The 17,458-nt window shown below is 60.0% G+C and carries 14 protein-coding genes; 10 read left to right on the plus strand and 4 right to left on the minus strand.

Annotated elements, in window-relative coordinates; genetic code table 11:
* Positions 1-107 precede the first annotated feature (107 nt).
* The 6 genes from CAF73_RS12870 to yccS all read left to right on the plus strand — a co-directional run bounded on the left by CAF73_RS12870 (position 108) and on the right by yccS (position 9,639).
* Complete coding sequence (locus tag CAF73_RS12870; RefSeq protein WP_085697793.1) at positions 108-1,550, plus strand: TldD/PmbA family protein; 1,443 nt, start codon at positions 108-110, stop codon at positions 1,548-1,550.
* Positions 1,550-2,887 (plus strand): TldD/PmbA family protein, encoded by a 1,338-nt coding sequence (locus CAF73_RS12875; protein WP_085702876.1) that lies wholly within the window; start codon positions 1,550-1,552, stop codon positions 2,885-2,887. The genes CAF73_RS12870 and CAF73_RS12875 overlap by 1 nt, the downstream gene beginning before the upstream one ends.
* A 146-nt stretch (positions 2,888-3,033) precedes the next feature.
* Positions 3,034-4,461: a multidrug transporter subunit MdtD gene (mdtD, locus tag CAF73_RS12880; protein WP_085697795.1), complete on the plus strand. Its 1,428-nt coding sequence runs from the start codon at positions 3,034-3,036 to the stop codon at positions 4,459-4,461.
* Between the two features lie 121 nt (positions 4,462-4,582).
* Positions 4,583-5,968 (plus strand): ATP-dependent RNA helicase DbpA, encoded by a 1,386-nt coding sequence (gene dbpA / locus CAF73_RS12885; protein WP_085697910.1) that lies wholly within the window; start codon positions 4,583-4,585, stop codon positions 5,966-5,968.
* Between the two features lie 152 nt (positions 5,969-6,120).
* A complete protein-coding gene (locus CAF73_RS12890; protein WP_085702877.1) occupies positions 6,121-7,299 on the plus strand; it encodes an NAD(P)/FAD-dependent oxidoreductase in 1,179 nt (392 codons plus the stop codon).
* A gap of 156 nt (positions 7,300-7,455) precedes the next feature.
* Positions 7,456-9,639 (plus strand): YccS family putative transporter, encoded by a 2,184-nt coding sequence (gene yccS / locus CAF73_RS12895; protein ID WP_085697797.1) that lies wholly within the window; start codon positions 7,456-7,458, stop codon positions 9,637-9,639.
* A gap of 140 nt (positions 9,640-9,779) precedes the next feature.
* Here the strand turns inward: yccS and CAF73_RS12900 are convergent, their stop codons facing one another.
* Positions 9,780-10,517 carry an ABC transporter substrate-binding protein gene (locus CAF73_RS12900; protein ID WP_085702878.1) on the minus strand — a complete coding sequence of 246 codons (738 nt, stop codon included), beginning with the start codon at positions 10,515-10,517 and terminating at the stop codon, positions 9,780-9,782.
* Positions 10,518-10,773: 256 nt separating this feature from the next.
* Between CAF73_RS12900 and CAF73_RS12905 the strand changes: the two genes are divergently transcribed.
* A complete protein-coding gene (locus CAF73_RS12905) occupies positions 10,774-11,226 on the plus strand; it encodes a GNAT family N-acetyltransferase (protein ID WP_039767984.1) in 453 nt (150 codons plus the stop codon).
* Positions 11,227-11,337: 111 nt separating this feature from the next.
* On the opposite strand, the gene CAF73_RS12910 is transcribed toward CAF73_RS12905, so the two are convergent.
* Genes CAF73_RS12910 through CAF73_RS12920 form a run of 3 tightly spaced genes read right to left on the minus strand, consistent with a single transcriptional unit; the run spans position 11,338 to position 14,315 of the window.
* Positions 11,338-11,634, minus strand: coding sequence for a helix-turn-helix domain-containing protein (locus CAF73_RS12910; protein WP_085697800.1), 297 nt, complete (start codon positions 11,632-11,634; stop codon positions 11,338-11,340).
* A 24-nt stretch (positions 11,635-11,658) separates the two neighbouring features.
* The gene (locus tag CAF73_RS12915) at positions 11,659-12,150 is read right to left on the minus strand and encodes a M48 family metallopeptidase (protein ID WP_085702879.1); all 492 of its coding nucleotides are present in this window, start codon (positions 12,148-12,150) and stop codon (positions 11,659-11,661) included.
* Between the two features lie 41 nt (positions 12,151-12,191).
* Positions 12,192-14,315: a bifunctional diguanylate cyclase/phosphodiesterase gene (locus tag CAF73_RS12920; protein ID WP_085702880.1), complete on the minus strand. Its 2,124-nt coding sequence runs from the start codon at positions 14,313-14,315 to the stop codon at positions 12,192-12,194.
* A 350-nt stretch (positions 14,316-14,665) separates the two neighbouring features.
* Between CAF73_RS12920 and CAF73_RS12925 the strand changes: the two genes are divergently transcribed.
* The 3 genes from CAF73_RS12925 to CAF73_RS12935 all read left to right on the plus strand — a co-directional run bounded on the left by CAF73_RS12925 (position 14,666) and on the right by CAF73_RS12935 (position 16,761).
* Complete coding sequence (locus CAF73_RS12925) at positions 14,666-15,334, plus strand: polysaccharide lyase family 7 protein (RefSeq protein WP_085702881.1); 669 nt, start codon at positions 14,666-14,668, stop codon at positions 15,332-15,334.
* A gap of 366 nt (positions 15,335-15,700) precedes the next feature.
* On the plus strand, positions 15,701-16,063 hold the full coding sequence (locus tag CAF73_RS12930; protein ID WP_085697804.1) for a DUF6124 family protein: 363 nt from the start codon (positions 15,701-15,703) through the stop codon (positions 16,061-16,063).
* Between the two features lie 266 nt (positions 16,064-16,329).
* A complete protein-coding gene (locus tag CAF73_RS12935) occupies positions 16,330-16,761 on the plus strand; it encodes a hypothetical protein (protein WP_085697805.1) in 432 nt (143 codons plus the stop codon).
* Positions 16,762-17,458: the final 697 nt, after the last annotated feature.

Below are 17,458 nucleotides of genomic sequence, written 5' to 3' on the forward strand. Positions count from 1 at the left end.
CTTGATCCTACCCCCTCGCAGGCCTACTCTAGTCCTCGCCCAATCGTTTCACCCCCCTCCCCGCCGCATCCGCTGCGCCGCTGCTCCCATGACAAGGAGGTTCCCTGATGTTCGATTTCCACCCCCAGCTCAAGCAGCGCTTCGCTGCCTTGCGCACGGGCGCCGAGTTCTTTTCCTTGAGGTATGTCCGCGAGTCCGGCCAGTACCTGTCGGTGCGCAAGAACGTCGCCGAACCGCCGAGCCTGAGCCGCGATGAAGGCGCGATGCTCACCGTCCGGGTCAACGGCGTCGAAGCCTATGCCGCGACCAATGACCTGTCGCAACAAGGCCTGCAAGCCGCCCTCGAGCGCGCCGAACAACAGGCCCGACGGATCAAGCCGCACGCCCTGCTCGACCTGAGCCAGCAGCCGGTGTCCAGCGACCGCGCCGACTACTTTTCACCCAATCTCGAACAACCCTTTCCGTCCCTGAGCGAATGCTTCGAGCTGCTCGGCGCGGAATCCGCCTCGGTGCCAAAGGATGAGCGCCTGGTGAATTGGCAAGTGAGCATCGGCATCACCCACGTCGAACAGATCTACCTGAGCAGCGCCGGCGCCGAATTGCGTCAGGCCCAGCGTTTCGTCTACCCGGGCCTGGACGTCACCGCCTACGACGGCAGCGACAGCCAGACCCGCAGCCTCGGCCGCGAGAACTTCGGCCAGCAGGGCGGCGCTGACGTGATCAGCCGTTGCGGCCTGATTGGCGCCGGCCCGCAAGTCGCCGATCAGGCACTGCAACTGCTGCTCGCGCCGAACACCCCGCAAGGCCCTCGCGACCTGCTGCTGATGCCCGACCAGATGATGTTGCAGATCCACGAATCCATCGGCCACCCGCTGGAGCTCGACCGGATCCTCGGCGACGAGCGCAATTACGCCGGCACCAGTTTCGTCAAAGCCTCGGATTTCGGCAGCCTGCAATACGGCTCGAAACTGCTCAACGTGACGTTCGATCCGGGCATTCCCGAAGAACTGGCGAGTTACGGTCACGATGACGACGGCTCCAGGGCCAGCAAGCAATTCCTGATTCGCGAAGGCCTGCTGGTCCGGCCGTTGGGCGGTGCCTTGTCGCAGTTCCGCGCGGGTCTGGACGGCGTCGCCAACAGCCGCGCCTGCGGCTGGAACCGACCGCCGATCGACCGCATGGCCAACCTCAACATCGAGCCGGGCGACCAGCCGCTGGAGCAACTGATCGGCGGTATCGAAAACGGCATCCTGATGAGCACCAACCGTTCCTGGTCGATCGACGATGCACGCAACAAATTTCAGTTCGGCTGCGAATGGGGCCAGTTGATCGAAAACGGCGAACTCAAGGGCGTCGTGAAGAATCCGAACTACCGGGGCATTTCCGCGCACTTCTGGAAGAGCCTGCGCGCCGTCGGCAACGCCGGCACCACCCAGGTGCTGGGTACTCCGAACTGCGGCAAGGGCGAACCGAACCAGGTGATCCGCGTCGGCCATGCGTCACCGGCCTGCGTGTTCAGCAATGTTGATGTGTTTGGGGGAGACGCCTGATGAGTATTTCCAAGAACCCGTCCGAGGCGTTCAAGGTGCTGGTCGACTGGCTGCGCGATGCCGTGCGCGAGCCGGAACAGTTCACCCTGAGTTATGACGCCGAATCCTCGGCCTTCGTGCGCTTCAACCACGCCAAGGTGCGTCAGGCCGGGCAAGTCCAGCAAGCCGGTATCGGCCTGAAACTGATCGACGACGGTCGTCATGCCGACCTGCACATCACGTTGTCCGGTGAGCAGGCCACCGATCTGCAACGCCTCGCCGAAGGCTTGCAGCAACTGCGCGAGACCCTGCCGTTGCTGCCGCAGGATCCGTACCTGTTGCTCAACCACAACAGCTGGCAGAGCAAGAACGTGCAGGAACATCCGCTGCCGGACACCGAGCAGGTGGTGGCTGAAATTGCCCAGGCGGCCGAAGGTCTGGATCTGGTCGGCTTCTACGCTGCCGGCCCGATCAGCCGTGGTTTCGCCAGTTCTTCCGGCGCATTCGGCTGGCATCAGGCCAACAGCTTCAACTTCGACTTCAGCCTGTTCCACGAAAACGGCGAAGCGGTGAAGGCCAGCTACGCCGGGCATGACTGGAACAGCGAAGACTTCGCCAAACGCATCCAGCAGGCCCGCGAGCAACTCGAGTTTCTGGGGCGACCGCTGCGCACCCTGCCGCCCGGTCAATACCGCGCCTATCTGGCGCCGGCGGCCCTGGAAGAAATCATGGGCATGCTGTGCTGGGGCGGTTTTTCGGCGCAGTCGATTGCCAGCAAGAGCAGCCCGTTGCAGAAGCTGTATGCCGGCGATCAAGCGTTCAGTCCGCTGGTGTCCCTGGACGAAAAAGTCAGCGACTCGCTGAGCCCGGCGTTCTCCGGCGAAGGTTACCCGCGCAGCGATCTGCGGTTGATCATCGAAGGCAAGGCAGGTGATCAATTGGTCGGTTCGCGCAGTGCTGCCGAATACGGGCTTTCGGCCAACGGCGCCGGTGGTGGCGAATCGCCGAGCGCGCTGAACATGGGTGCCGGTGATCTGCCGCAGGCCGAGATCCTCAAGCAGTTGGGCACCGGTTTGTACATCAGCAACCTGTGGTACCTGAACTTCTCCGATCAACCGGCGGCGCGACTGACCGGCATGACCCGGTTTGCCACGTTCTGGGTCGAGAACGGAGAGATTCAGGCGCCGGTCAGCACCATGCGTTTCGACGACAGCGCCTACAGCCTGCTGGGTTCGCAGCTGGAAGCATTGACCGCCGAACGGGAATTGCTGCTGTCGGCGAGCACTTACAGCCAGCGCAATACCTCATCGGCACTGTTGCCGGGGGCGCTGGTGAGCCGATTGACCCTGACTCTCTAACCTTCCGACCTGATCGTTCCCACGCTCTGCGTGGGAATGCAGCCCGGGACGCTCCGCGTCCCAGCCAAAAGCGGACGCAGAGCGTCCATGGCGGCGTTCCCACGCAGAGCGTGGGAACGATCATCTTCCAGACAACAAGAGGTTCCATGCCCAACCGCCCGCCACTCGACGCCATCACCGCCCGCTGGTTGCCGTGGGTCGTCGCCATCGCTTTCTTCATGCAGTCCCTCGACGGCACCATCCTCAACACCGCCCTGCCGGCCATGGCTCGGGACCTGGCCGAAGACCCGTTGCGCATGCAGGGCGTGATCATCGCCTACATGCTCACCGTGGCCCTGCTGATTCCGGCCTCGGGCTGGATCGCCGACCGCTTCGGCACCAAGAAAATCTTCTTCGGCGCGATCCTGCTGTTCAGCCTCGGCTCGCTGCTCTGCGCCTTGTCGAGCAGCCTGAGCATGCTGATCGGCGCACGCGTGATCCAGGGCCTCGGCGGTGCGCTGATGCTGCCGGTCGGACGCTTGGTGGTGCTGCGCGCCTACCCGCGTTCGGAACTGGTGCGGATCATGGGCTTCATCACCATTCCCGGCCTGCTCGGTCCGCTGATCGGCCCGACCATGGGCGGCTGGATGGTGGAATACCTGACGTGGCACTGGATCTTCCTGATCAACCTGCCGGTCGGCGTCATCGGTTGCTATGCGGTATGGAAATTCATCCCCGACCTGCGCGGCACCGAGCGCACGCGCTTCGACAGTCTGGGATTTCTGCTGTTCGGCGCGGCGATGGTGCTGATCACCATCGCCATGGAAGGCCTCGGCGAACTGCACCTGCCGCACTTGCGGGTAATGTTGCTGCTGTTCGGCGGCATGGCGTGTCTGGCGGCGTACTGGTTACGCGCCGGGCACATTGAAAACCCGTTGTTCGCGCCGTCGCTGTTCAAGACCCGCACCTTCGCCGTCGGCATTCTCGGCAACCTGTTCGCTCGCCTTGGCAGCGGCGCCCTGCCGTTTCTGGTGCCGTTGCTGCTGCAAGTGGCGCTGGGTTATTCGCCGTCCCAGGCCGGGATGAGCATGTTGCCTTTGGCCGCAGCCGCGATGGTCGCCAAGTGGGGCGCGCGACCGCTGATCGAACGTCTGGGCTATCGCATCGTACTGACCGGCAACACCCTGCTTCTGGGAATCATGCTGGCGAGCATGGGTCTGGTCAGCGAGCAGACGCCGTACTGGCTGCTGCTATGCCTGCTGGCGATTCTGGGGGCGATCAACTCGCTGCAATTCACCGCCATGAACACCGTGACCCTGATCGATCTCGACGACGCCAGCGCCAGCAGCGGCAACAGTTTGCTGTCGGTGGTGGCGCAGTTGTCGCTGAGCCTGGGCGTGGCCTGCGCCGGTGCGTTGCTCGGCGGCTTTACGGCACAAGTCGGCAATGACGGCGTTGAGACCGTGTTGGGCGCATTTCAGCTAACGTTCGTGACCGTGGGGATCATGGCGATGCTGGCCGCGACGATTTTCTCGCAGCTATCGAAAGAGGACGGACGGCGTACCAAACGCCGGGAGGAACATATCGAGCATTGACCGGGGTCCGCGTGGCGAGGGAACCGGCCCTCGTCACGCGCTTTGCGTTCGTCCAGAACTTTCGAGGAAAGTGGCCAGAGGCTGCTACACTGCGCGACATTTTGTTTTGCAGGCCAGTCCCGTGACCACCATCGCCACCGCTTTTAATACTTTGCCGCTGTCCGCCGCCATGCTGGCTAACCTCGACTCCCTCGGTTATGCCCAGATGACGCCGATCCAGGCGCAGAGCTTGCCGGTGATCCTCAAGGGGATGGACCTGATCGCCCAGGCCAAGACCGGCAGCGGCAAGACCGCCGCGTTCGGTATCGGCCTGCTGAACCCGATCAATCCGCGCTACTTCGGTTGCCAGGCGCTGGTGATTTGCCCGACTCGCGAACTGGCCGACCAGGTCGCCAAGGAAATCCGTCGTCTGGCCCGTGCCGAAGACAACATCAAGGTCCTGACCCTGTGCGGCGGCGTGTCCTTCGGCCCGCAGATCGGCTCGCTGGAGCACGGCGCGCACATCATCGTCGGCACGCCGGGCCGCATCCAGCAGCACCTGCGCAAGGGTTCGCTGGTCCTCGACGGCCTGAACACGCTGATCCTCGACGAAGCCGACCGAATGCTCGACATGGGTTTCTACGACGCCATCGAAGACATCATCGAGCAGACCCCGGCCCGCCGTCAGACCCTGTTGTTCTCGGCCACCTATCCGGTGGGCATCAAGCAACTGGCGTCGAAGTTCATGCGTGACCCGCAAACGGTCAAGGCCGAAGCGTTCCACGACGACACCCAGATCGAACAGCGCTTCTACGAGATTTCCCCGGAAGAACGCATGAGTGCGGTGACCAAGGTTCTGCACCACTTCCGCCCGGCCTCCACCGTGGCCTTCTGCTTCACCAAGCAGCAAGTGCAGGAAACCGTCGATCATCTGACCTCCAAAGGCATTTCCGCCGTCGGCCTGCACGGTGATCTGGAACAGCGTGACCGCGATCAGGTGCTGGCGATGTTCGCCAATCGCAGCACCTCGGTGCTGGTGGCTACCGACGTCGCCGCCCGCGGCCTGGACATCGATTCGCTGGACATGGTGATCAACGTCGAGCTGGCCCGCGATTCGGAAATCCACATTCACCGCGTCGGCCGTACCGGTCGTGCCGGCGAGAAAGGCATCGCGGTCAGCCTGGTGGCGCCGTCCGAAGCGCACCGCGCGCAAGCCATCGAACAATTGCAGAAAACCCCGCTGAACTGGGATCAGTTGGACAACCTCAAGTCCCAGGGCGGTGCCCCGCTGCAACCGCCGATGAGCACGCTGTGCATCGCTGGCGGGCGCAAGGACAAAGTGCGTCCGGGCGACATTCTCGGCGCACTGACCGGCGAAGCCGGCATTCCGGGCGCTCAGGTCGGCAAGATCGCGATCTTCGATTTCCAGTCTTACGTGGCGGTTGAACGCACAGTGGTCATGCAGGCGCTGCAGCGTTTGAACAACGGCAAGATCAAGGGCCGTTCGCTGCGCGTTCGGGTTTTGTAAGAACGCTTAAATGATCGTTCCCACGCTCCGCGTGGGAATGCCGCCATGGACGCTCTGCGTCCGCTTTTAAATCGTGACGCGGAGCGTCACAGGATGCTTTCCCACGCAGAGCGTGGGAACGATCTGCGTGGTCATTGTGTGAGGACACCGTTTTGCGCTCTACCGAAGTCGTGATCATTGGCGCTGGCGCCGCAGGGTTGATGTGTGCACTGACCGCCGCCGGGCGCGGGCGTCAGGTGTTGCTGCTCGACCACGCGAACAAGGCCGGCAAGAAAATCCTGATGTCCGGCGGTGGGCGCTGCAACTTCACCAACATGTACACCGAACCGAGCAATTTCCTCTCGCAGAATTCGCATTTCTGCAAATCCGCGCTGGCCCGCTACACCCAGTGGGATTTCATCGGCATGGTCGCCAAGCACGGCGTGCCGTATCACGAGAAGAAACTCGGTCAGCTGTTCTGTGATAACAAATCCAGCGACATCCTCGGCATGCTCCTGGACGAATGCGATCAGGTCGGCGTCAACCTGCACCTCGACACCTCGATCCAGACCATCGAAAAGGTTGAAGGCGGTTACCTGCTCGACACCACACTCGGCCAGATCCAGTGTCAGTCGCTGGTGATCGCCACTGGCGGGCTGTCGATCCCGACGCTGGGCGCCACCGGTTTCGGTTACCAGGTCGCCAAACAGTTCGGCCACGAGTTGCTGCCGACCCGCGCCGGGCTGGTGCCGTTCACCATCACCGACCAGCTCAAGGATCTGTGCACCGAGCTGTCCGGCACCTCGGTGGATTGTCTGGTCAGCTGCAACGACCAGAGCTTTCGCGAGAACATCCTGTTCACCCACCGCGGCCTCAGCGGCCCGGCGATTCTGCAGATTTCCTCGTTCTGGGAGCCGGGCGACACAGTCGAGATCAACCTGCTGCCGGATCACGACGCCGCAAGCTGGCTGCAACAGCAGACCGCCGAGCGTCCGAACAGCGAACTGAAAACCCTGCTCGGCGAAATCTTCACCAAGAAGATGGCCAACCTGCTGGCGGACAACTGGTTCGTCTCCAAACCGATGAAGCAGTACACCCACGCCGAACTGGCGGACATCGCGCAGAAACTCGGCAGCTGGAAAGTCGTCCCGGCCGGCACCGAGGGCTACCGCACCGCCGAGGTAACGCTGGGTGGGGTCGACACCCGCGAAGTGTCGTCCAAGACCATGGAATCGCTGAAAAGCCCGGGCCTGTACTTCGTTGGTGAAGTGCTGGATGTCACCGGGCATTTGGGCGGATTCAACTTCCAGTGGGCGTGGGCCTCTGGCTACGCCGCCGCGCAGTACGTCTGATAAACACAAATCAAACTGTGGGCGAGACTGCTCCCACATTTGTTATCGGTGAAGCTGTAGGGAACACTTTTTGCTGTCAGATGTGATCGGCGCCATTGCGTCGGCGTCATTACTGGCTCAATTTAGCGGCATCGCCTCGGAAGGCCTTCGCACTTCATGTCCTCGACCTCGTTTCGTCAGTCTTTGCGGCGCCTGTGGGCGCTGGATAAATTCAGCTACAGCGTGCGGGTGTTCATCGCCCTGACCGGCAGCATGGCGCTGTGCTGGTATCAGGATGAAATGGGGCTGCTGATTCCGCTGTTCCTGGGGATCATCGCCAGCGCCCTGGCCGAGACCGACGACAGTTGGCAGGGCCGCCTCAACGCGCTGGCGGTGACGCTGGTGTGTTTCAGCGTCGCGGCGCTGTCCGTGGAATTGCTGTTTCCCTACCCCATCGTTTTCGTCATTGCGCTGGCACTGGCCAGTTTCGGCCTGACCATGCTCGGTGCGCTCGGCGAGCGTTATGGCGCGATTGCTTCGGCGACCCTGATTCTTTCCGTCTACACCATGATCGGCGTGGATCAGCGCGGTGGCGCGGTCACGGATTTCTGGCATGAGCCGATGCTGCTGGTGGCCGGCGCCGCGTGGTACGGCCTGCTGTCGGTGCTGTGGCAGGCGATGTTTTCCAACCAGCCGGTGCAACAGAGCCTGGCGCGGCTGTTCCGTGAACTGGGCTTTTACCTGAAGCTGAAAGCCTCGCTGTTCGAGCCGATCCGTCAGCTGGACGTCGAAGCGCGGCGCCTGGAACTGGCCCAACAAAACGGTCGGGTGGTCGCAGCGCTGAACAGCGCCAAGGAAATCATCCTGCACCGGGTCGGCAACGGTCGGCCCGGCTCGAAAGTCAGCCGTTACCTGAAGCTGTACTTCCTGGCGCAAGACATTCACGAACGCGCCAGTTCTTCGCACTATCCCTACAACGCCCTGGCCGATGCGTTTTTTCACAGCGATGTCCTGTTCCGCTGCCAGCGCCTGCTGCGCCAGCAAGGCAAGGTCTGTCGGGCGCTGGCCGAATCGATCCAGATGCGCCAGCCATTCATTTACGACGCGAGTTTCGCCGAAGCCCTGAGCGACCTGCACGCTTCCCTCGAACACCTGCGCATCCAGAGCAACCCGGCCTGGCGCGGACTCCTGCGTTCGTTGCGCGCACTCGCCGCCAACCTCGGCACCCTCGACCGGTTGCTCAGCGACGCGAGCAACCCCGATGCGCTGGCGGATGCCACCGACAGCAGCCTGCTCGACCGCTCGCCGCGCAACTTAAAGGATGTGTGGATTCGTCTGCGCACGCAGCTGACGCCGACCTCGCTGCTGTTCCGTCACGCCCTGCGCTTGCCGTTGGCACTGAGCATCGGCTACGGCATGGTGCACCTGATCCACCCGTCGCAGGGTTACTGGATCATCCTCACCACGCTGTTTGTCTGCCAGCCGAACTATGGCGCGACCCGGCGCAAACTCGGCCAGCGGATTTTCGGCACGGCGATCGGCCTGACGATTGCCTGGGCGCTGTTCGATCTGTTCCCGAGCCCGCTGGTGCAATCGTGCTTCGCCATCGCCGCCGGCGTGGTGTTCTTTACCAACCGCACCACCCGCTACACCGTGGCGACCGCCGCGATCACGATCATGGTGCTGTTCTGCTTCAACCAGGTCGGTGACGGCTATGGTCTGTTTGTGCCAAGACTGTTCGACACCTTGCTCGGCAGCCTGATTGCCGGGCTTGCGGTGTTCCTGTTCCTGCCGGACTGGCAGGGTCGGCGCCTGAACAAAGTGCTGGCCAACACCCTCACCTGCAACAGCATTTACCTGCGCCAGATCATGCAGCAATACGCCGCCGGCAAGAGCGACGACCTCGCCTATCGACTGGCCCGGCGCAACGCGCACAACGCCGACGCGGCACTCTCCACGACGCTGGCGAACATGCTGATGGAGCCGGGGCATTTCCGGAAGGAAGCCGACGTGGGCTTCCGCTTCCTGGTGCTGTCGCACACCTTGCTCAGCTATCTGTCAGGGCTTGGCGCACACCGGGAAACCCAATTGCCGGCCGAGGTGCGTGAGCATCTGATCGATGGTGCGGGAGTGAAACTGGCCAGCAGCATCGACGAGATCGCCCAGGGCCTGGCGAGCAAAACGCCGATCGCGATCCAGAGCGATGAGGAAGAGGCGCTGGCCAATGAGCTTGAGCAAATGGCAGACGAAATCGACGAAGGCCAGCGGCTGGTGCAGACGCAACTGGCGTTGATCTGCCGCCAGCTTGGCCCGTTGCGCACGCTGGCGGCGCACCTGATCAAAGACACAGCCGAAGACTGAGTTGGCCGCACAGGCCTCATCGCTGGCAAGCCAGCTCCCACAGTGTCGGTGTGGTACACAAAATATGTGAACTGCCGCTGTACCTGTGGGAGCGGGCTTGCCCGCGAAGAGGCCCGTTCGTGCACTAAAAATCTTTCAGGCTACATTCCGTGCTGCCTGAGCAGCTTGTCATAGCTGCCATCGGCCTTCATCGACGCAATCGCCTTGTCGAACCCGGCCACGATCTGTTCGTGCTGCGGGTTCTTCAGGCTGACCAGAATGTGCAGACTGTTCTCGCTCAGCGGCTTGGGCAGAAACTCCACTGCGTTGCGTACTTTCGGTGACTCCCGAGCCAGGTAATAGCGGGCGACGTATTCGTCTTCCAGGGTCAGCTTGACCCGGTCCGCCGCCAGCATGCGCACGGCCATCGCGAAGTTATGCACAGGGACTTTCTGTAACGCGGCGTCGGCATCGAACGGCGCCGAATAGGCGTAGCCGCGCACGACCGCAATCGGATAGGTGTGCAATTCCTGCAGGTTGTTGTATTCGATGGGCGAGTCTTTGCGCTTGAGAAAACGCACGCGATTGAGCAGATACTCGGCAGAAAACTGCCCCAGCTTCGTGCGCTCGTCGTTGTACCAGGCGTTGACCAGCACGTCGTAACGCCCTTCGCCAACCCCCAGCAACGCCCGCGCCCAGGGCACCTGCTCATAGGCGCTGGCATAACCGGCACGGGCCAGGGCCGTGCTGACGATGTCGGTTGCCAGCCCACCGTTGACCAGCGTGTCATCGGTAAAAGGCGGCCAGACGTCGAATACCAGACGCAGTTTCTCCGCTGCAGCGCTTTGACCCAGCAACAGCAACCCGATCAAAGCAAAGGCTCGATGCAATCGCGGCATGCTTGAAAATCCTTAGCGGGCGGGCCGCCCGGCGTGTTTTCAGTCAAAACCCCAAGGCCCCTTACCGGCGAATCCCAGGCCCTAACATTAGCTCATTGAAGCCATCGCACAGCGCTTCCCAGCAGATTACACAAAGTACGGCGGACCGCGATATTGGAATGATGGCATTTTGGCCTTTGTCACAGATTTCTCAGCCATACAGACTTATTTCGGCGCTGCGCTTAGTATCGGGCGACGTAGTTCAAGGAATCGGAAGATGACAATCGAGTGGGTCTGCAAACATCACAGCGATCTGGGACTGGAGCAGCTGTACGCCATTTTGAAATTGCGCTCGGAAGTGTTCGTGGTCGAACAGCGCTGCGCGTATCTGGATCCGGACGGTCAGGATCTGGACGGTGACACCTGCCATTTGATGGGCTGGGACGGTGATCAGTTGGTGGCGTACCTGCGCCTGCTGGACCCGGAATCCCAGGGCGGCGACGTGGTGATCGGCCGCGTGCTCACGGCGCCGGCCGGGCGTGGCAAGGGGTTAGGGCATGAAATGATGGAACAGGCGCTGAAACAGGCGCAGAAGCGTTGGCCCGAAGTGCCGATCTATCTGTCGGCGCAGGCGCACTTGCAGGGGTATTACGGGCGGTACGGGTTTGTGGTGGCGGGTGAGGAATATCTGGAGGATGACATTCCGCACATCGGGATGCGCCGGTCCTGAAGGTCTCTTCGTCGGAACGCCCTCGCGAGCAAGCTCGCTCCCACAGGGGGAACACATTTCAATGAGGGAGCGAGCTTGCTCGCGAAGGCGTCAGCCCTGACGCCACAAGACTCAGGGATACTCGAGAACAGCCTTGATCTGCCGCAGATTGCGCTCGATCCACCCCCGATCAATCGCCCCCCACTCCCGAATCCGATAACGCCCCGCATGATTGCGCGCGCCCTCTTCCTGTTCGAACTCGCAGACGATATCCAGATCCGCCAGCGCCGCAATGGTGTCCTGCGCCGTACGCCGGGGCATGCCGGTGATTTCGGTCAGCGCCGGCACGCTGCTGGCCAGGCCGCTGTCGATCAGGTACGCCACGTACAAGCGCCGGTAGAAACTGCTCTTGGTCTTGCTTACGTCCATGCATGCGCTCCGGTGTTTGATGTCTTATTGCATGTCCAGCCACGTCAGGTACACCCGCAGGTCGAACTCGACCTGGTGGTAGCCCGGCAGCATGTGCTCACATAATTTATAGAACGCCTTGTTGTGATCCGACTCTTTGAAGTGGGCCAGTTCGTGCACGACGATCATCTTCAGAAACTCAGGCGCGGCGTCCTTGAACAGCGAGGCGATGCGGATCTCTTTCTTGGCCTTGAGCTTGCCGCCCTGCACCCGCGAGACCGTGGTGTGCAGGCCGAGGGCGCGGTGGGTCAGGTCGAGGCGGTTGTCGAACAGCACCTTGTCGATGGCCGGGGCGTTGCGCAGGTATTCCTGCTTCAAGTCCAGCGCGTAACCGTACAACGCCTTGTCGCTCTGTACGTCGTGACGGCCCGGATAGCGTTGGCTCAGGTAATCACCAAGGCGGTTGTCAGCGATCAATTGGCGCACCTGATCCTGCAGATTCGCGGGATAGGCCTGGAGGTATTTCAACGCAGTCATGGGGCGGCACAGATCATGAAAAGGCCGCCAGTGTAGCGAATTCAACCGGCCAACGCGCTCCAGTCGAACGGCTCGGTAAAGCGTGCGGTGTCCTCGGCGACCAACGGCCGCGCCACCAGGAAGCCCTGCACGTACTCGCAACCATGAGCTTGCAGCCACTGATATTGCTCGACGGTTTCCACGCCTTCGGCAATCACCAGCAAGCCGTATTCCTTGCATAAGTCGATGACCGTGCGCACCAGCGAAGCGTCGCGAGACGAGTCCGGCAATCGGGCGATCAGGTGCCGATCGAGTTTGAGGGTATCCAGTTCCAGATCGCGCAGATGCGCCAGCGAGCAGGACCCGGAACCGAAATCGTCCAGCGCCACCCGCACCCCGAGATTGCGCAGCAGCTTCAGCTGTTTGCGGGTCTCGTCCGGGTTGATCGTCAGCGCCTCTTCGGTCACTTCCACTTCCATCTGGTGCGGCTGCAAACCATGGCGCTCCAGCACCTGACGCAATTCGGTGACCAGATTAGGCAGGCCGAACTGGGTGTTGCTCAGGCTCACGCCGATCACCAGATCTCCTGAGAACTCGGCCTCCCACGCCTTACGCTGCCCGGCGCTGCGATGATAGATCCAGCTGCCGAGCCGGCTGATCAGCGTCGCCTCTTCCAGCAACGGCAGGAACAACCCCGGCGGCACGTCGCCGACGCTCGGGTGCTGCCAGCGCAGCAACGCCTCGAAACCGCGAATCCGGCCATCGCCAATCGCCACCTGCGGCTGGTACACCAGATTGAAATCGCGGTTTTCGATGGCATTGCGCACGCTCTCTTCCAGCATCAGCCGCGAGCGCGCGCGGCCGTTCATTTCATGATCGTAAAAGCGATATTGCTGACGCCCGGCACGCTTGGCCTCGTACATGGCGATGTCCGAGGCGCGCATCAAACCGTCGAGGTTGTTGCCGCAATCCGGGTAGGTGGCGATGCCGATGCTCGCGCCCAAAGCAATATCGAGGCCTTCGATCTGCTGACAGATCGACACCCGCTCGATGAGTTTCTCGGCGATCTTCGCCGCTTGTTCGGGGAATTCCAGATCCAGCAGCGCGGTGAATTCATCGCCGCCCATCCGCGCCAGAATGTCGAACGGCCGCAGGCAGGCTTTCAGTTGTTCGGAGACCCAGCGCAACACCCGGTCCCCGGCATCATGCCCGAGGGAATCGTTGACCCTTTTGAAGCCGTCGAGATCGAGGTACATCAGCACCCAGCTGCTGTCCGTGCGCTCGCCGCGCAGCAACAGGTTTTCCACAGTCTGGTAGAAACCCCGACGATTGAGCAGCCCGGTCAGCGGATCAGTGACCGCTTGAAATTCCAGCTGTTGATGCAGATGGCGCACCACCGACATGTCCAGGACCGTCACCACCATCGCGTGCTGTTCACTCGGCAACGCTGCGCAAGACAAGGCCACCGGCACCTGCTGGCCTGGTGCGGTACGCAGCAACGCGTCGTGTAAGCGCAACGTCTCGCCGCGTTTGTAACTGGCATAAAACTCGGAATCGACCCACAGCGGAATGTGCGGTTTCTGCAGGAAATCGAGAAACTCCTGCCCTTCCAATTCCTTTACCGGTGCATTGAGCAGCCGGGAAATCGCCGGGTTGGCGAAGCGGATCAGACCCTCCTCGCCCAGTACCAGAATCCCTTCGGCAGCGTTATCCAGCACCGACGCATTGAAGGCCCGCGCCGACTCCAGATCCTGACTCAGGCGCTGCAACGCCCGGCGATTGCGTTGATGTTCCAGCAACGCCTGGACTTTGGGTTTGAGAATCTGCGGATCGAACGGTTTGAACAGGTAATCCACCGCACCGCTGGCATAGCCCTTGATCACGGCGTCCTGGGACTGCTCGTTGGCGGTGAGGAAAATGATCGGGGTCAGGCGCGTGCGCTGGCTGCCGCGCATCAGACGCGCGACTTCAAAACCGTCCATGCCCGGCATCTGCACATCCAGCAGCACCAGATCGACGTCGTGTTCGAGCAGCAAACTGAGGGCTTCGAAACCGGAAGCTGCGGTCATAACCTGCCAGTCCTGGCGCTGCAACAATGCGCGCATGCTGATCAGATTTTCAGGGTAATCATCAACGATCAAAAGGACTGAGCTGCCTTCACCTGGCTGGGGTTGCGCGCATTCCATGCTGCTTCTCTTGTCGGGACATCTTGTGTCGGGGCATCTCGGATCAGTGTTCCGGCGTTTTCTCGTGAAAACCGTACAGTCACTGAGCGTTCACTCTAGTCCGGGATCTGTAAAAGCAATAGCTGTCATCCAGCCATCATTTAACCAAACCGATAGGCAGCCGACTAACGGTCACCGCTGAAGCCCTCGAAAACCGGGAAACATGGCATTTCGACAGGTTGTTGACGCCAATCATCCGCCAGACGGCCGTTAACAAAAAATCCCACTACGCTTATAAAGGCCGCCCCCAAGAACCGCGGGCTAGAGCATCTGGCACGCGCGTACAACTGCAACAGAGTGGAAGAACCGACATGATCGACCTCGCAACCTGGAACCTCAGCGTTCCCGTTGGCAGCCCGCCCTACACCGTCGAAACCTCCAGACTGGTGAACGGCTTCAAGGATCAGTACTTCCATTCCGACACCGGCACCCTGTTCTTCTGGTCCCCGGTGACCGGCTCGAAAACCGAAAACGCCATCTACCCGCGTACCGAACTTCGTGAAACCTACAGCAACGGCACCCTGCGCAACTGGTATTACCCGAACGCCGACAACCTGCTGCGCGCGACCCTCTCGGTCAACAAGGTGCCCAGCTCCGGCAAGATCGTCATCGGGCAGATCCATGCCTATGAAAGCCAGAAGCCGATGCTCAAGCTTGAGTACCAGTACAAGGACAAAACCGAAACCGGCAACCTGGTGATCAAACTGCGCACCCATCCGGATCAGGACGAAAGCCGCGTCATCACCCTCGCCACCGGGATCAAACTCAATCGCGAGTTCAACTACCTCATTCACCTGAGCCCCGGCGGCGCACTGGGTGTGAGTGCGGCCGGGTATCAGTGGGACTCGCAGATCAGCGCGACGTGGCGCAACAAGCCGCTGTATTTCAAGGCGGGCGTGTATGTGCAGGACAACACCGGGTACACCAGCGAGGGCGGGCAGGTGACGTTCAGCAAGCTGGATATCGATCACAATAAATAGCGGTGGCGCACACGTTTAAGGCTGTTGTTTAAAGACGGTTCGCGTTACGTCCTGAAGCCTACAACGGCTTGCGTCGCTGCCTACCGGTACGCCAGAATCCGCCGGCTTGTGCGCCTGGAGGGCCGTCGGTAACTTGATTCGGGTCACTGATTCGCAGTGATCGGGTTTAGTAGCCTGTGGTGTTTTCAGCTACGTGCAACGCGCTGTCCATCAGACATTCCAGTCTGACTGTGATGGTGGCTGTGCGCAGGGCGCTTCGGCGCGCCGGTTAATGCTGAATACTCCCCGGTCTACTAACCTGCGCACAGCTGCCACCCTTCTTTTAGTAGGGAAGGACCGGCAGCTCCTTACAGGAGTTTTCAGCTTATGTTCAAACCTACGCCTAACCCGCCAGAAACCGATCCGGCCTCCCCCTACGATTCCCTCGACCCCAAAAAACTCAACGAAGCCGCCGAACGCGCCCTCGACCACTACCTCTGCCCCGGCGCCCGTATCATGGCCACGGTCAACGAACCCGACCCCATGTACTTCGCCAACCCCGCCTACAACACCGAATCCCTCCTGGCCAACGCCAGCGAAACCCTCGGCTCCGCCAGCGAAATGCTCAACAACTTCGCCGCCACCCTCCCTCCCGCCGACCGCAAGACTGCGATAGGCATTGCGCAACTGGTGATGCTTGGAGAACTGGCGGTGAATCAGGCGCTGGACCACGTGGAGCCAAAAACTTAATCAGCAACTGGCTGAGGTAACTCATCTACCACAGAACCCGCCATAGGCGGGTTTTCTTCGCGCAGTACCGAAAAACTGCCAACAATAAATCCGTCACCTTCTTAATACGTCGCAAAAAACCAGTATCGACATATAACTATTCGATTTTGAACAAATAAGTAATTGATATAAAAAACTGTCATATTTGACAGTTAGAAAAACCAGAAAAACAACTCACACTATTGACACCAAAGCCAACAAACCTCGAGTAACCAAGAGAGAGCATCATGGCCAAGTACGTCGTACTTCCAGGAGTAACTCTTTATTACAGCGACGCTGTACAGCACCCACTAAAGTCACCATTCGGGGTTAATATGAAAGACCCTCAAAATGTTGTCTACCAGATTCACGGACTACCTTATGCGTCTTACCAGCGCCTATCCGGTATCAGCATAAAACTCCCCGCCAACACACCAATGGCTGGGGACTTGTCTCTCTATATCGACAACGTAACAATGGAAAAATATATCCAGACAATCATAAAAACCCTACGCACCATTTTCCACTCGACAGCGGCGCGACTCAATAGGTACGCCCGCATGAAGCTTAATAGTTTAGGAGCCATAAATCATGGCACAACCGACATACATAGTGACTTCAGCTACAACGTTTTTTTATTCGGACTCTACAATTCCTGCCGAAAAAACTATCGGCATTGACACTAAGTTTTCCCAAAACGCCGCTTATACACTATATGGAAAACCCTATGGGCAATTCCAGAGGCTAGGTGAATTCAACTTGGCTATTGACCCTTCAATCCCTTTACAAGTTGGCCAAACACCCGATGCATATGGTGACAACATCATGACCAACAACCCTGCCAATTTGTTCTCACATAACCGTCAAATATTAGGACCTCAACCGCTTAAAGTTTTTGCTGGAATGCCGGCCATGAGAATACTGGACACTGGAGATATTGAATGCTACGGCTCGGTGACTGATACAGCGAACAACAGGATTTACATAATCCTCTCCAGCGATCATTACCATACAACAGCCATAACCCAAGAACAACGAAACGTACCAAGTTGGGCCAGACAGAAATTTTTAACTAGTAGGATAAGACACACACGATCGCAGAGCATATAAAAACCGCCATATACAAAATCACAAATCTTCCCTATCAAGCTATATCCCCCCAACAACCAAACGGAGAATCAAACCATGAGCACTTCCACACCAACAATATCAACCCAGCGGTCAGTTCCATTTGTGCTTTTCCCATTCGACTCTATAGGTAGGGGCGCGAAATGCTGGATTAGAAGACCTGACGGCACAAGCGAAACAGTCGTATTAGACAACATAGATATGATTAACAGAAAAATTTACGCCACACGTCTCGACGGAACAAGTATT

The organism is Pseudomonas sp. B15(2017), assembly GCF_002113215.1.
GTDB lineage: Bacteria > Pseudomonadota > Gammaproteobacteria > Pseudomonadales > Pseudomonadaceae > Aquipseudomonas.

What these genes read in the sequence shown, in the direction of transcription:
- CAF73_RS12930 (WP_085697804.1), top strand. Translation starts at nt 15,701, where the DNA reads ATGTTCAAACCTACGCCTAACCCGCCAGAAACCGATCCGGCCTCCCCC.
- CAF73_RS12925 (WP_085702881.1), top strand. Translation starts at nt 14,666, where the DNA reads ATGATCGACCTCGCAACCTGGAACCTCAGCGTTCCCGTTGGCAGCCCG.
- CAF73_RS12875 (WP_085702876.1), top strand. Translation starts at nt 1,550, where the DNA reads ATGAGTATTTCCAAGAACCCGTCCGAGGCGTTCAAGGTGCTGGTCGAC.
- CAF73_RS12910 (WP_085697800.1), bottom strand. Translation starts at nt 11,634, where the DNA reads ATGGACGTAAGCAAGACCAAGAGCAGTTTCTACCGGCGCTTGTACGTG.
- CAF73_RS12870 (WP_085697793.1), top strand. Translation starts at nt 108, where the DNA reads ATGTTCGATTTCCACCCCCAGCTCAAGCAGCGCTTCGCTGCCTTGCGC.
- CAF73_RS12935 (WP_085697805.1), top strand. Translation starts at nt 16,330, where the DNA reads ATGGCCAAGTACGTCGTACTTCCAGGAGTAACTCTTTATTACAGCGAC.
- CAF73_RS12905 (WP_039767984.1), top strand. Translation starts at nt 10,774, where the DNA reads ATGACAATCGAGTGGGTCTGCAAACATCACAGCGATCTGGGACTGGAG.
- CAF73_RS12915 (WP_085702879.1), bottom strand. Translation starts at nt 12,150, where the DNA reads ATGACTGCGTTGAAATACCTCCAGGCCTATCCCGCGAATCTGCAGGAT.
- yccS (WP_085697797.1), top strand. Translation starts at nt 7,456, where the DNA reads ATGTCCTCGACCTCGTTTCGTCAGTCTTTGCGGCGCCTGTGGGCGCTG.
- mdtD (WP_085697795.1), top strand. Translation starts at nt 3,034, where the DNA reads ATGCCCAACCGCCCGCCACTCGACGCCATCACCGCCCGCTGGTTGCCG.
- CAF73_RS12920 (WP_085702880.1), bottom strand. Translation starts at nt 14,315, where the DNA reads ATGGAATGCGCGCAACCCCAGCCAGGTGAAGGCAGCTCAGTCCTTTTG.
- CAF73_RS12900 (WP_085702878.1), bottom strand. Translation starts at nt 10,517, where the DNA reads ATGCCGCGATTGCATCGAGCCTTTGCTTTGATCGGGTTGCTGTTGCTG.